The 13,880-nt window shown below is 70.1% G+C and carries 13 protein-coding genes; 5 read left to right on the top strand and 8 right to left on the bottom strand.

The window, feature by feature from the left end; all coding sequences use genetic code 11:
* Positions 1-70: 70 nt before the first annotated feature.
* Complete coding sequence (locus tag ACH4OW_RS25530; RefSeq protein ID WP_398030173.1) at positions 71-1,849, top strand: sigma-70 family RNA polymerase sigma factor; 1,779 nt, start codon at positions 71-73, stop codon at positions 1,847-1,849.
* A gap of 34 nt (positions 1,850-1,883) precedes the next feature.
* Here ACH4OW_RS25530 and ACH4OW_RS25525 read toward each other — a convergent pair whose 3' ends face one another.
* Complete coding sequence (locus tag ACH4OW_RS25525; RefSeq protein ID WP_360128957.1) at positions 1,884-3,041, bottom strand: ROK family transcriptional regulator; 1,158 nt, start codon at positions 3,039-3,041, stop codon at positions 1,884-1,886.
* 195 nt (positions 3,042-3,236) lie between these two features.
* On the opposite strand from ACH4OW_RS25525, the gene ACH4OW_RS25520 reads away from it, so the two are divergent.
* Positions 3,237-3,689: a hypothetical protein gene (locus tag ACH4OW_RS25520; RefSeq protein WP_398030172.1), complete on the top strand. Its 453-nt coding sequence runs from the start codon at positions 3,237-3,239 to the stop codon at positions 3,687-3,689.
* Positions 3,690-3,865: 176 nt separating this feature from the next.
* Here ACH4OW_RS25520 and proP read toward each other — a convergent pair whose 3' ends face one another.
* The 3 genes from proP to purB form a co-directional block, all read right to left on the bottom strand.
* Entirely contained in the window at positions 3,866-5,401 is a 1,536-nt protein-coding gene (gene proP, locus ACH4OW_RS25515; RefSeq protein ID WP_360129301.1) for a glycine betaine/L-proline transporter ProP, read from the bottom strand.
* Between the two features lie 321 nt (positions 5,402-5,722).
* Positions 5,723-6,289 (bottom strand): G/U mismatch-specific DNA glycosylase, encoded by a 567-nt coding sequence (gene mug, locus ACH4OW_RS25510; protein ID WP_398030171.1) that lies wholly within the window; start codon positions 6,287-6,289, stop codon positions 5,723-5,725.
* A gap of 12 nt (positions 6,290-6,301) precedes the next feature.
* A complete protein-coding gene (gene purB, locus ACH4OW_RS25505; protein WP_398030170.1) occupies positions 6,302-7,735 on the bottom strand; it encodes an adenylosuccinate lyase in 1,434 nt (477 codons plus the stop codon).
* Positions 7,736-9,198: 1,463 nt separating this feature from the next.
* Between purB and ACH4OW_RS25500 the strand changes: the two genes are divergently transcribed.
* Entirely contained in the window at positions 9,199-9,864 is a 666-nt protein-coding gene (locus ACH4OW_RS25500; RefSeq protein ID WP_398030169.1) for a hypothetical protein, read from the top strand.
* Here ACH4OW_RS25500 and ACH4OW_RS25495 read toward each other — a convergent pair.
* Positions 9,836-10,168 (bottom strand): hypothetical protein, encoded by a 333-nt coding sequence (locus tag ACH4OW_RS25495; protein ID WP_398030168.1) that lies wholly within the window; start codon positions 10,166-10,168, stop codon positions 9,836-9,838. The genes ACH4OW_RS25500 and ACH4OW_RS25495 overlap by 29 nt on opposite strands.
* Before the next feature lie 106 nt (positions 10,169-10,274).
* On the opposite strand from ACH4OW_RS25495, the gene ACH4OW_RS25490 reads away from it, so the two are divergent.
* Together ACH4OW_RS25490 and ACH4OW_RS25485 are read left to right on the top strand one after the other, a co-directional pair.
* Positions 10,275-10,664 carry a hypothetical protein gene (locus tag ACH4OW_RS25490; protein WP_398030167.1) on the top strand — a complete coding sequence of 130 codons (390 nt, stop codon included), beginning with the start codon at positions 10,275-10,277 and terminating at the stop codon, positions 10,662-10,664.
* A gap of 821 nt (positions 10,665-11,485) precedes the next feature.
* Positions 11,486-11,926 carry a hypothetical protein gene (locus ACH4OW_RS25485; RefSeq protein WP_398030166.1) on the top strand — a complete coding sequence of 147 codons (441 nt, stop codon included), beginning with the start codon at positions 11,486-11,488 and terminating at the stop codon, positions 11,924-11,926.
* 395 nt (positions 11,927-12,321) lie between these two features.
* Here ACH4OW_RS25485 and ACH4OW_RS25480 read toward each other — a convergent pair whose 3' ends face one another.
* The 3 genes from ACH4OW_RS25480 to ACH4OW_RS25470 form a co-directional block, all read right to left on the bottom strand.
* Positions 12,322-12,765: a hypothetical protein gene (locus ACH4OW_RS25480; RefSeq protein ID WP_398030165.1), complete on the bottom strand. Its 444-nt coding sequence runs from the start codon at positions 12,763-12,765 to the stop codon at positions 12,322-12,324.
* An 18-nt stretch (positions 12,766-12,783) separates the two neighbouring features.
* Positions 12,784-13,029, bottom strand: coding sequence for a hypothetical protein (locus ACH4OW_RS25475; RefSeq protein ID WP_398030164.1), 246 nt, complete (start codon positions 13,027-13,029; stop codon positions 12,784-12,786).
* A gap of 77 nt (positions 13,030-13,106) precedes the next feature.
* Positions 13,107-13,877, bottom strand: a complete 771-nt coding sequence (locus ACH4OW_RS25470; RefSeq protein WP_398030163.1) for an SGNH/GDSL hydrolase family protein — start codon at positions 13,875-13,877, stop codon at positions 13,107-13,109.
* Positions 13,878-13,880 lie beyond the last annotated feature (3 nt).

Below are 13,880 nucleotides of genomic sequence, written 5' to 3'. Positions count from 1 at the left end.
TCGCCGTAGGATCCCGCGTGCGACGCTCGTACTCCGGCCGCGCGCCGGAGCACACGAACGGGGTGGGGCAGTGACCACATCGCCCAGCATCAAGTACACAACGGCCGACGTGGACACCGCCGCCCTGGTCAGGCGCTTCCAGTCCACCACCGGCCGATGGGCGCGCCGCGCCCTCTTCGACGAACTTTACGAAATCCACTACGCACGCCTGTACGGCTTCTGCCTCAAGCGGCTCCTGCCGGACCGGGACGCCGCTCAGGAAGCGCTCCAGGAGACCTTCCTCACGGCCTGGTCGAAGCTGGACCGGTTGGAGCACCCGGAGGCCCTGGAGTCCTGGCTCTACCAGATCGCCTGGCGGCGCTGCGCCCAGCAGAGGCGCAAGCGGGCCCGGGACGCCGCGGCTCCTTGGGCCGACTGGGAGGAGTCGGCCGGCCGGGAGACGGCCCGCCGCCTGCGGCAGATCGCGGAAGACGACGCCGACTTCACGTCCCGTCGCCGCCGCGCGCTGACGCTGACCAGGAACATCGCGGTGGCCCTGGGCCCCGGCACGCAGCGGTTCCACGACCTGTACGTCGGCGAGGAACTGACCGGAGCCGAGCTGGCCCGGCGCCTCGGACGCGCCACCGGGAGCACCAAGGACCACAACGAGGCGCTGCGGAAGGCCTTCCGGGCCAACGTGCTGGCCAAGGACCCGCGCAACCGGGAGGCGTGCGGCAGGCTCGCGGACATCCTGGCGGACGCGGTGGCATCCCGGGCGGCCGAGGCCGCAGCCGCCGCGGTGGCGGGAGACCATGCCGCAGCCGACCGGGCGCGGCGGGCCGTGGACGCCCTGGAGCGGTTCCTCGCCGACGCGGACAGCACCGATGCCCTGCCGGGCGCCGTGTGCCGCACCGTCACCCGCCACGCGGGCCAGTGCCGTACCTGCCAGGGCAGCGCCAAGCGCAGCGTCGCCCGCTGGTTCCCGGTCGTCGCGCCCTTCGCGTTCGGCGAACTCCTCGTGGAAGCGGGCAGGGACGACTTCGGCCTGGTCTCCGCGAGTTCCCCGGCCGACGGCGGACCGGCGACGGAGGTCAAGGGCCCGCCGGGGTCACAGGGCGGCAAGCGCGTACGCCGGAGCCGGGTACCCGCGAGGCACAGGCAGGGCGGGAGGCACAGCCAGGGCGGGACGCGCAGGCGGGTGGCCTCTTCCGGCGGTTTCGCCGGCGGTCGCCGTACACCGACGGCATCGCCGCGCATCGGACGCCGCATCGCGTGGAACTCCCTCGTGGCGCTCGCGCTCGGCCTGGGCGTCGTGTACGGGAACGGCGGCACCGACCTTCCGATGACGCAGCTCCCCTGGAGCGCCGCGGCCCCGCCGGAGGGGTCGCACGGCGCTCCGACGGCGTCCGGGGGCGACTCGTCAAGCGGTACGCCATCCGTGAGTACACCGCCCGGGAGCACGTTGTCCGGGAGCACGCCGTCCGGGCGTACGGGCACCACGTCCGCCACAGCGGCTCCCGCTCCCCGCTCCGATCCGGGAGCCGGGTCGGCGGCGAGCCCGTCGCCCGGCCCTTCGGGCAGTTCCTCGCTTGCGGGGGCGGGCCAGGCGGCCGCACCCTCGCCGCCGCCGAGTGAGCAGCCGCTCGAACAGCCTTCGGAGGGCGAGGGCGAGGGCCAGGGCGAGAATGCGGTTGCGGGGCCGTCGGAGTCCCAGACGCCGACTTCGCCGCCGGCCGAGTCGTCCGAGACCGACAACCCCGTGGAGCCGCCGGCCATCAAGCATCAGAACGCCCTGTCACGGGTGGTCGTCGGCTCGTTCCAGGAGGCGGAGGGCCCCGGCGCGGCGGGGGTGCCAGGCGAGCCGGGTTAGGGGTACGGCACGGTCGCGGCCGGAGTCACGTCCCTCAGCGCCGGGCGGTGACCGTCCCCTCGACCGCGAACAGCTCGCCCTCGACGTGGTCCAGCGCGAGCCGCAGCGCGCCCGTGGCCACCGCCGCTTCCCCCAGTGCGGACAGGGCCACCTGGGGCGGCCGCAGACAGTAGCGGGCCAGTTCGGCGCGGAGCGGCTCCAGTACGTCGTCCAGGCCCGCGGCCCAGCCGCCGACCACCACCAGTTCCGGGTCCAGCGCGAGCACCAGCGCCGCGACGTCGTGCACCAGCCGCCGGATGAAACGGTCCATCGCGTCCCTGGCCCGCGCATCACCGTCACGCGCGAGTTCGAACACCCGTGCCACCTGGGCCTCGTCCAGCGGGTGCAACGGCTGCCCGGTCGTGGAGAGCAGCTTCTCCGGGGTGGCCTCGCGGCCCAGCAGGTGCAGCGCGCCGATCTCCCCGGCGGCGCCGCCGAAGCCGCGGTGCAACCGCCCTCCGATCAGCGCGCCGGCCCCCGGACTCAGCCCCGCGAGGACGAACACGATGTCGTCCGAACCGGCTGCCGCGCCCTTCCAGTGCTCGGCCACCGCGGCGGTGTTCGCGTCGTTCTCCACGAGGACGGGGCACCGGAACGAGCGGCGCAGCCGGTCACCGAGCGGCAGCCCGGTCCAGCCGGGCAGGGCGGTTCCCAGCCGTACGGTGCCGTCCGCCTCCACGATGCCGGGGCTGCCCACGCCGACCGCCCGCAGCGAACTGCGGGCCACGCCCGCCCGCCGCAGCAGCTCGGCCACCGCGGCCCGTACCTTCTCCAGCCGTTCGTCCGCCGACGCGGTCTCCTCGACCGTGCGCTGGGCGGAGCCGAGCACCCGGCCGCCCAGGTCGGACAGGAGCGCCGCCACCCGGTGCGGGCCGATCTCGATGCCCAGCAGGTGCCCGGCCTCCGTACGGAAGCGGAAGCGGCGGGCGGGCCGGCCTTGACGGCGGGCGGCGCCCTCGTCGGCGGGCGCCTCGGCCACCAGGCCGGTCTCGATCAGCCCCTCGACCACTCCCTCGACCGTGGGCCGGGACAGGCCGGTCACTTCCACGAGGTGGGTGAGCGTGGGGGAGTCGGCGGCGCGCAGCGCGTGCAGCACCACCGCGGAGTTGATCCGTCGCAGCAGCGAGGGGTCCCCACCGGTTAGCCGCCCCAACGTCCGTCTCCCTCGCATTGCGTGTGTGGCGGATCGTAGCCGGTCAGCCGGTGTGCGGCGAGTCCCGGGCGGTGGACGGGGGACCGCCGGGAGGCGGCCGCCCGGCCGGGCGCCGGAGCCGCACGCGGGGCGGCCGGCCACCGCCGATGCGCTGACGCCGGGCCAATTGTCAGACCCGGGCGGTTTACTGACGGCATGACGAAAACGACCACAGCACAGCATCTCACCGCCATCGACCTCCTCCGCGGCCGAGCCTTCCCCGACGGCCCGGTCCGCTCCGCCATGGTCGAGAGCGGCCCCGGTTTCCACGTCGCCCAGCTGCGCGGCGACGAGCAGCTCTGGGAAGCGGACCCCGCGGTCGTCAAGGAGACGGCGCAGGAGTACCGAGCCGAGCTGGAGGGACTCATATCGGCTCTCTGCTTACGCTGGGGCGAGCCGGAGGTGCTGGACCTCGCGGGGCATCTGGAGCGGGTGGCCATGGGCATGCCCGTCCAGCCGCCGCTCGACGTGCTGTGCGGCCAGGTGCCGCGTGTGCACGCCTGGCGTGTCGAGGGGCGCTGGATAGCGGTGGGGCTGGGGGAGGGCGATCCCGAGATGCCTGTCTTCCAGCTGCTGGCGGCGGTGGGCCGCGCGGATGCCGTGGGCTGAGCGCGGGCGCCGGGCGCGGATGCGGTACGGACCGGCCGCCCCGCCGGCGCCGCCCGTTCCGGGACCGCTCGTGCAGGGACCGCCAGTGCCGGGACCGTGCCGAGCGGGGCCGTGCGGAGGAGCGGGGGCCGCGCGCGGACCGTGCCGGCGCGGCCGTCCCGTCGCTCCTGCGGTGCCTACTTGTTCTGGTTGCCCTGGTCGTCGCGGTGATGGCGGGCCCAGGGGTGGCGCAGGCGGATCCAGATGTCCCGGGCCTGGCGCCCGGCCTCGGTCCGGCTGTCGGCGACCAGCTTGCGGGCCTGTTCCGGGGTCTCGACCATCGGACCGGAGCCCCGCAGCGGCTTGCCCGCCGTCTCGTGCAGGAAGAAGGCGGCGATGAAGCCGATGACGCCCGCCACCATCAGGTAGTACGCGGGGATCATGTGGCTGCCGGTGGACTCCACCAGCGCGGAGGCGACCAGCGGCGTGGTGCCGCCGAACAGCGACACCGAGATGTTGAAGGCGATGGACAGCGCGCCGTAGCGCAGATGGGTCGGGAAGAGCGCCGGCAGCGTGGAGGCGGAGGTTCCCGCGAAGCACACCAGCAGCAGGCCCAGGATGAGGCAGCCGAGGGCCGGAAGCAGGATGCCGCCCTCGCGGATCAGCAGGAACGCCGGATAGGAGAGCGCCACCAGCGCGATGCTGGACGCGATGAACACCGGCCGGCGGCCCCAGCGGTCCGAGGTGCGGCCCACGGTCGTGATCGTCAGCGCGACGACGACCATGGTGCCGAGGACCAGCAGCTGCGCGGTCGTCGGATCCTCGCCGAGCGTCTCGGTCATGAAGGTGGGCAGGTAGGAGGTCACCATGTAGTTGGTGACGTTGTAGAGCAGCACCAGCCCCATGCAGATCAGCACGGCTTCCCAGTGCCCGGTGAAGATCTCCTTGAGCCGGCCCTTGCCCGACTGCCGGGCCTCCTCGACGGGCGTGTCGCCGGATTCCGACGCCTCGGCCTCCTGCCGCGCCGCTTCCGCCTCCTGCTTGAAGGCCGGGGTCTCCTCCAGTTTCAGGCGCATGTAGAGGCCGATCAGGCCGAGCGGACCGGCGATCATGAAGGGGATGCGCCATCCCCAGCTCTCCAGGCCGTCCGTGCCCAGTACGGCGGTGAGCACGGTGACCAGGCCCGAGCCGAGGGCGTAGCCGACGAACGTACCGAAGTCGAGCCAGCTGCCGAGGAAGCCCCGGCGCTTGTCGGGGGCGTACTCGGCGATGTAGGTCGTGGCGCCGGCGTACTCACCACCGGTCGAGAAGCCCTGCACCAGTCGGCAGACGAGCAGCAGCAGGGGAGCGGCGAACCCGACGGTGGCGTACGTGGGCAGGAAGCCGACCGCGAAGGTGCTGATCGCCATCATGATCATGGTCGCGGCCAGCACCCGCTGCCGTCCGATGCGGTCGCCCAGCGGTCCGAAGACCAGACCGCCGAGCGGCCGCACGAGGAAGGCCGCGGCGAAGGTGGCGAAGGTGGAGACGAGCTGGGCCCCGGGGGAGCTGGACGGGAAGAAGACCTTGCCCATCGTGGCCGCCAGATAGGCGTAGACCCCGAAGTCGAACCACTCCATCATGTTGCCGAGGGCGGCCGCCGTGACCGCGCGGCGTACCTGCGGTCTGTCGGTGACGGTGACTTCCTCGACGCTGAGCTGGCGTTTGCGGCGGCGCAGCAGGGTGCGCAGCAGCCGGTCGGTGTCGGAGTTGTTTCCTCCGTCCGACCGCTTGTTCCGCCGGAGGCGCGGCGGCTGAGGCTGACCGGTAGTCATCTCGTCCTGTCGCTAGGGGCTGAGCGGCACATTGGTTTCTCCGAGTATCAACGCAAAGATCGAAATCGGCACAACCAGCATAGGAACGAGACGGATGGGACCAAAGGGACGCTTGATGGCTTATCGGCTCACTGGCCGTATGTATACGGCGCAGATCTCCCGTACGGCCTACACGTCCCGCACGGCCCTTCCACCCCGTGCGTCCTACACATAACGCTCGCCTTACCCGAAACGCGCAGCTCACACGTCCGGCGTGGCACCGTCTTCGGCGAAGGCCGCGGCCCGAAGGCGCCCGTACTCCTCCGCCATGGTGGCGAGGGACCAGTGCGCATTCAGGCCACTCGGGTTGGGCAGCGCCCAGACGCGGGTGTCACCGATGGTGCGCTCCTGCGGCCCGACCTTCGCGTGCTTGTCGTCGAAAGCCACCCGATAGGCCGTCACCCCCGCCACGGCGAGCCACCTCGGCCGCAGCCGCTTCACCTTCTCGACCAGCCGCCGGCCGCCCTCGCGGAACTCCTTGGCGGTCAGCTCGTCGGCCCTGGCGCTCGCCCGCTCCACGACATTGGTGATGCCGATGCCGTACGCGAGCATGTCCTCCTGCTCGGCCGGCTTGAGCACCCGCGGCGTGAAGCCGGCGGCGTGCAGCACGGGCCAGAAGCGGTTGCCGGGCCGGGCGAAGTGATGGCCGGCGGCGGCCGACATCAGCCCGGGGTTGATGCCGCAGAAAAGCACCCGCAGGCCGGGCGCCGCCACGTCGGGGACGAGGCGGCCGCGCGCGGCCTGCAGTTCCTCGGGAGTGAATCCCATTTCAGCGGGGCCTCACAGAATCGAGCCCGGCGCGTACGCCGCGGCGTCGGGGTACTGCTTGGTGATCTCTTCGATACGGGACACGACGGCGGCCACCTGGTCGGCGGCGGCGCCCGTGAAGGACAGCTTGTCAGCCATCAGCGCGTCCAGCCCCGCCCGGTCCAGCGGGATCCGCTCGTCCGCGGCCAGCTTGTCCAGCAGCTCGTTGCGCTCCACGCCCTGCTCGCGCATGGCGAGCGCCGCGGCGACCGCGTTCTCCTTGATCGCCTCGTGCGCCACCTCGCGGCCCACCCCGGCCCGTACGGCGCCCATCAGCACCTTGGTCGTGGCGAGGAAAGGCAGGTAGCGGTCCAGCTCGCGCGCGACGACTGCGGGGAAGGCGCCGAACTCGTCCAGTACGGTCAGGAACGTCTCCAGCAGGCCGTCCAGGGCGAAGAAGGAGTCCGGCAGTGCGACCCGGCGCACCACCGAGCAGGACACGTCGCCCTCGTTCCACTGGTCGCCGGACAGCTCACCGGCCATCGAGGCATAGCCGCGCAGGATGACCATCAGGCCGTTGACGCGCTCGCAGGAGCGGGTGTTCATCTTGTGCGGCATCGCGGACGAGCCCACCTGGCCGGGCTTGAAGCCCTCGGTCACCAGCTCGTGGCCGGCCATCAGCCGGATCGTCTTGGCGAGCGAGGACGGCGCCGCGGCCAGCTGCACCAGCGCGGTGACCACGTCGTAGTCCAGCGAACGCGGGTAGACCTGGCCGACGGAGGTGAACGCCTGCCCGAAGCCGAGGTGACCGGCGATCCGCTGCTCCAGCTCGGCCAGCTTCGCGGCGTCCCCGCCCAGCAGGTCCAGCATGTCCTGCGCGGTGCCGACCGGGCCCTTGATGCCACGCAGCGGGTAGCGCGACAGCAGGTCCGTCAGCCGCCCGTACGCCACCAGCAGCTCGTCGGCGGTGGTCGCGAAGCGCTTGCCGAGCGTGGTCGCCTGCGCCGCGACGTTGTGCGAACGCCCCGCCACGACCAGCTCGGCGTGCTCACCGGCGAGCCGGCCCAGCCGCGCCAGCACGGCGACCGTACGGTCCCGCATCAGCTCCAGCGACAGCCGGACCTGGAGCTGCTCGACGTTCTCGGTCAGGTCGCGGGAGGTCATGCCCTTGTGGACCTGCTCATGCCCGGCGAGCGCGTTGAACTCCTCGATGCGGGCCTTGACGTCGTGGCGGGTGACCTTCTCCCGCTCGGCGATCGACGCCAGGTCGACGTTCTCCAGCACCCGCTCGTAGTCGGCGAGAGCCTCCTCGGGCACCTCGACCCCGAGATCCTTCTGCGCGCGGAGCACGGCCAGCCACAGCTTGCGCTCCAGCTTGACCTTGTACTCGGGGGACCACAGGACGGCGAGCTCCGCGGAGGCGTAGCGGCCGGCCAGAACATTCGGAATGCGGGGCTTGGCAGTCACGTAACCAGAGCTTACCTGCCGCCCGTCATATCCATGACGCCCAGGCGAGGCCCCTACGAACCAGGCCGGCGCACGATCACCGACGCCTCAGCCCTACGTATGCGAGACGTATGCGAGACGCCCCGGCCGCTCGCCGTCCTCAAAGACGGAAGACCGGAGACGCTCGGTACTTGCGTCCGAAGACCCGACGAGGCGGCCGCAGGGTAAGGAGACGCTTTCGCACATCACCGCGACGAGTGCCGACTGCGCCTGAGCACGACATCTCCCGCGTACCGCTGAAGGTGCTCACTGCTGCCAGCCGTCAGCTGCGCCGCTGACGGTGAGCCCGACACCGCTCCGATGGCCGTCGCAGAATATCGGAAAATTACCGATGGGTCTTGCGATTCGCCCATACTATGGCGACTGCCCACAAAACGGTGACACCGACGATGACCAAGGCAGCCGTTGTCGTGCCCTGATACACGCTCCATGCCTTGTGCTGCAGATCGGCACCTATGGCCTCGCCAGGCGTGTTGCTATCACTGTCGTGGTGCCCGCTTTGCATGTGATGAGAGGCGAGCACCCAGCACACGCCGCGTACAAGGGAGACGAGGAGCAGTAAAACCAAGCCTGTTGTGAACGCGGGCCACAGGCGCTTGGGGCGTTCTATCAACGCATGTTCCTTTCAACACCGCGCTGTGCGGTCAGAGTTCGACGAGCCAACCGGCCAGGGCGCCAGCACACATGTAGACCGTACCCGTCAGGATCAGCACACCAGACGTTGGGCAAACGCAGGCTGGCCGAGCGGCGGCGGGGCACTCGGAACCAAGGCACCGATCCGCTGCGGTATCGCCGACTCCCAACCATGCTGGAACAGATGATGACGGCCGCTGTATCGCACCCCCGAGGAGTTTCACCGCATCCTCGACGAGTCGTGGGCGTGCTCAGGGCCGTCCCCGCTCTTGCTTGCCTGGCCGGGGCGGAGACGTGGGGCCGCGCCGAGAAGGCGCCGTACGGCTCTGATCGAGCGTGGCCCACCGACCACCACATCTCCGGGCGCATCGCAGACCCGTATGCGTTCTGGGCAGCAGACCGGACCGTGGCCGATCGGCCACGGTCCTGGGGCTGACCGACTACTTCGCCCGCTGTAGCGCAATGTCCGACCTGCATGGAGTGCTGCACAGCAGCCTCTTGCCGACCTTCAACCCGCTGGGTCCGGACACCACTCCAAAGCGGCAGCGCCACGCAGTCGGCTGGATCTGGCAGCGCCTCACCAGCAGCCGAGCTCACGACGCCCCCACCTACGCTGAACTCCGACTCTGCGGCCTGCCCGTCCTGGTTCGCGCCGGCGCTGCGGCGTCGCCGCCTGGCCCGTAGGGCATATGTGGCCGGGGCGGGGTGGGATCGGCTGAACCGGACCCGCAGTGGCCTAGGCCGTGCTGAGGTGCTGCCAACCTGTGAAGAGGTGCGTGATGCCAGGAATCATGACGGAAGTGGATGATGGGACGCAGCAGGTGGTGCGTGCCGCGGCCGGTGGTGAGCTGCGCCCGGGGACGCAGCTCGCGGAAGTGGATTTGTGGGGCGTGCGGGTGGCGCTGGCCTATCGGCTCGATGAGGCCGAGCACGAGCGCCGCATCCGGTCGGGGGCGGGCTCGGTGGACGATCTGTGGGCGTTAAATGCGCTGCTGAAGCTGCCGGTGGGCGAACCAGCCCCTGCCTCGTTGCTGAACGATTACGAACATGGTCTGCTGTGCGGCTGCCCCCCGGGGGTGCTGCGGCGGCGCGGGAACACGGTGGAGCGGCTGGCGGTGCTGCCGCTGTGGGTGGATCTGGCAGTGGTACGCAGTGATCACGCTGGGCTTGACGCGCTGAACCGGATGCCGTTCGGGGCCTACGCGCCGCAGGCGGTCTGGCTGGGCTGTCCGGTTGAGGGTTCGGAACGGCTGGTGGCCGAGGCCAAGCTGTACAGCACCGGTGTGGTGCAGTGGCAGGGTGATGGCGTGCCGCGGGTGCTAGCCGCGCCGCAGCCGCTGCGCGACGTGCAGATCACGGCAGCCGGGTGGCGTTTCATCGAGCACGCCTACCGGCAGGTGCTGGGCGGCCGCGGGGGGCGGGCGGTGGTCAATCCGCTGCAGTGGCCCACACCTTGAGCGCGGCCGGCCAGGTCGGGCTCTGAGCGCTGCGCCACTGCCGCGAGATGGTCTCTCGGGCTTTGACGGCTTCCCAGCACTGGTCCTTCCACAGGCGGCGGCGTTCGGAACCGGGCCTCGCCGCCTGCAGGGCCTCGGCCCAGCGCAGCCAGGTGGCGACGTTGTGCCGGTTAGCCGCTACGACGTCGTCGGGGCTGTCGCTGAACCGGGCGAGATGCTGCCCGTTGCAGATACCGCAGTGGCATTGCGGGGCGCCGCCCCATCCGTAGAGGTGGGCGAGTTGGGCGCCATGGAAATACTCCATGAGCACGGGGTGGAGCACGCGGGCTTTCGCCCGGCCGCCCGGGTGTGTAGGGAGGGCGAAATGCGCGGCAGGAGGCCTGGACGCCGATGGAGACGAAGGCCGCGCCGTGCGCGAGCGCATCGAGGCCGGCAAGGTCGGTGCGTATCAGTGCGACGTGTTCGACGCCGGTGATGAGTCCGCGCAGCCGCAGAGCGGACCTCTCGTCGGGGAGCACTCCGTCGATGGCGCCGAAGGCGAGCGCTTTGATGTGTGGGATGCCGTTGAGAGAGCGGATGAGGAACCGGACGTCGTCGTCTTGTTGCAGCCATCGCGCGTCGAGCGGGACGACGAATACGGCCGAGGCGGGATCGTACTCCTGCACGCTCCTGACGGCTGTGCGGATGGCAGCCCGGTCGCCGTCCCGGAGGCAGAGGGTGGGAGTCAGCACCGCTGTCGCGCCGGCGGCGATCTGTCCCTGTCCGGGAGACGTGCTATCCGGCTCGGAGTACAGGGGTGAGGCGTCGCCAGGTGGAGGCTTCCAGAAGGTTTCGTCGGCGCTCGCAGTGTGCTGTTCGTAGTGGGACAGGTCGAAAAGCAGGCGGGCGGTCGGGAGCATCTGGGCGTCTTTTGCTGATCTGAGAGCGGTGACGCTGCACAGGATCAGACCGTCGGCCGTCTCACCGTCGTGCGACGGCATGCCTGTCGGCTTGGTATGGAGCAGGACGTGGTCGTTCAGGTTGGCCCAGAGGGGCTTCTGTGGTCCGGATACGCCGCCTGCTTGCTCTGTCATCCGCCTCTCCCCAGGTTGCAGATGCAGTCCTCGCTCGCAGCACGAGGGGCCCGCTAGCGATATGGCAGCCGCAATTGCCACCCCCGTGCTCACAGGGTGAGCATGACGCGGCGGTACTGCCAGGTGGCTCTTGGCCAGGCGCGCCGGAGCGTGGAGGCATCTGGTGGTGCACCGTGCGGCTTACGCGCCCTCTCGTGGCTCGTTCGACGTCTGTTGGCCCGGTTCGTAGCTGGCTGGGGCCCCGCTGGTCGTGATGTGTGGTGACGGCTCCGATGGCCGTGCCATGCCTCTGCGGGGGTAACGCTCGTCGACCAGTTCAGCGCGGCGGGCTCGAAGGTGCAGCAATTGCTCGACGAGCCGCCCTACAGGCCGTACTAAAGAAGCGAGATTCAGCCACTTGAGGTATCCAACAACGACTGTCAGTGGGCCACACTGAGACACAGGCGGACGCTGGCAGACGCCCCTGGACGGGCGGGAGGAGCAGCGTGCCTGGCCGAGGTACATTCGAGGCCCGCGCACTGCTCAGGCGAGTGCGCCAGTCTCCAGGCATGGCGAGCTACCAGCAGCGGAAAGCTACCGGTGACGCACACGAAAAACACGTTGCGCGCGAACTCACCCTGCGTGGTTGGGGCGTCAGTTTCTGGGAGCAGGGCACTCTTACTGCGCACGTCCGCCGGGCTCTACGGGCAACGGACACTTCGATCCGGTGGATGCCGGACCTGATTGCCGTGCGGGGCGAGGGCCTTGCCTTGGTCGACTGCAAGAGCCGCATGACCAGCGGCACAACTCACCGACATGCGGTGGAGCGCGCGGCGGTGCATGCTCACCTCCAGCTCACCGCGTGGACCTGCCTTCCCGTCTTCTATGTGTTCGACGATCACGGACCACGGGCGGCGCGGGGGTCGGGTGCGGCCTACTACCTGACAGCACTGCGGTCGCTGTGCCGTTCGATGCCGTCTTTGGCGTACGCGAACACTGTGACCAGCTGAAAACTGCTGCTTGACGAGCACTGCTTGTATGTCTCACCGTCCCGCCCGGGTGCCTGCCGCGAAAGGCGCCCCGGGTGAAAGCTGGCGGTATATGGGCCTCCCGTAAGAAAGGAGCCCGGTGTTCGTCATAACCGGCTACGCCCCGTTCGGCGATATTGGCTGCGGCGGCTGCCCAAGCCCGCGATGTCGTTGCTGTGTGGGTGCGTGGGCTGGCCGTGATGGCTCCGTCGACATCGACGTAGGCGAAGCGATGTTCGAAGAGTTCGTCGCAACCCAAGAGCCAGTCGGGAGGCTGGAAGAGGAGCCGCGTACCATGCTGCGTCATTCCGTGCCATGCACGTGGGTGATTCGTGCTCCCGGGACGCGGCACGCAAGTCGTTCCGGCTCTTTCCTTCTTACCCGACGGCTTCCAGGTGCTCACGCAGAATTGCTTCGACCGCTGTGGTGTCGCCGGTAATGGGGAGCTCCCAGTGGGATTCGTCTCCGGGTTCCAGGGCGGCTTCGCTGCTGAAGCGGATGAGGTCTGGCGAAGGGATGAAGGTGTCGCGCAGCCAGTGGGCGATGTGGGCGGCGTCGGTGGGCGATGCCTCGGTGAGGGTGATGCAGCCGCACTCTTTGACGGGGAGGGTGGCGATCCCGCGCAGGCCGGGGTTGTTCGGGGTCGCTACTTCGAATTCGAGGTAGCTGTCTCCCCGGAAGCTGGTGGGTATGAGGCGTGTGAAGGCGTCGGGGAAGGCTCGTTCCAGGGAGGTCCGGAAGCCGTCGAAGGTCATGTGCCAGGCGTTGGCCCGGTCGGTGGGCGGGTAGAAGAGGAAGGTGGCGCGGCGGTCGTTGCTCATCTTCGAGTCCCTGCGGTTTTACGGTACGTACCGTGTGGTTACCTTCACGCCGCTCATGGCCATCATGCTCTGCCGGTACGTGGGTGATTCCCGGTCGTTCGTAATGATCTCAAGGCCGCACAGTTGGGTGTTGCGGGGGTCGAACTTGACGTTACCGCGGTCATCGGCCTTGACGGGGGTGCCGAGGGTGGCATCGACCGCGTCCAGGCTGCGGAAGGTCTTTTTGCAGCCGGGGTCCCGGATGTACTTGGCATTCGGACGCATCGCCAACCATCCCGGCATGTGGTTGGCGGTTAGTGACGCGATAGCCGAGCACTGCTCCCGGGCGGTTCTCGGCGGGTTCAGGTTTTGTAGGGGAGCAGGTCGGGGCGTTTTGGGGGGCGGTTGTCGCCGCTGGAGCGGCCGGTCAGGCGTCTGCCTATCCACGGCACCAGGTGGCGGCGTGCGAAGCGTACGTCCGCGGTGCGCCGTGCGGTCCACCGCGGTGGTACGAACGCGGGGAGCGGTGCGTCCCAGTCGGACTCGGGTGGGAAGCCGAGGGCCTGCCAGACGGCCTCGGCCACCCGCTCGTGTCCGGCGCTGTTCAGGTGGAGGCGGTCGTCCGCCCACATCCGCGGGTCGGCCAGCGCGCGGGAGGAGAAGAGGTCCACGACGATGGCGTCGTGCTGCTCGGCCAGCGCGTCGATGTGCGCGAAGAGCTGTTCCATGCGTGGCCGGAAGCGTTCCAGGACCGGGCCCTGCCGTCCCGGGCTGCGCATCAGCACGAGCTGTCGGCAGTCCTTGGCCAGCCGTCCCGCGGCTTCCTCCAGGAGGCCGCAGACCCGGTTCACGTCGCACTTGGGCCGCAGGACGTCGTTCAGTCCGCCTACCAGCGTGACCAGGTCGGCGCCCATCGCGGCCGCCGGCCCGGTCTGCTCCGTGACGATCTGCCCGATCAGCTTGCCGCGCACCGCGAGGTTGGCGTAGCGGAAGCCGGGGGTGCGGGCCGCGAGCCGGGCGGCCAGCAGGTCCGCCCAGCCGCGGTAGGAGCCGTCGGGCAGCTCGTCGGACATGCCCTCGGTGAAGCTGTCGCCGACCGCGACGAAACTGGTGTACGTGGCACTGATCTCCATGGC

Source organism: Streptomyces sp. NPDC017056, assembly GCF_044332485.1.
Lineage (GTDB): Bacteria > Actinomycetota > Actinomycetes > Streptomycetales > Streptomycetaceae > Streptomyces.
Note: the sequence above shows the minus strand (reverse complement) of the source record. Positions and strands in the feature narration are given on the sequence as shown.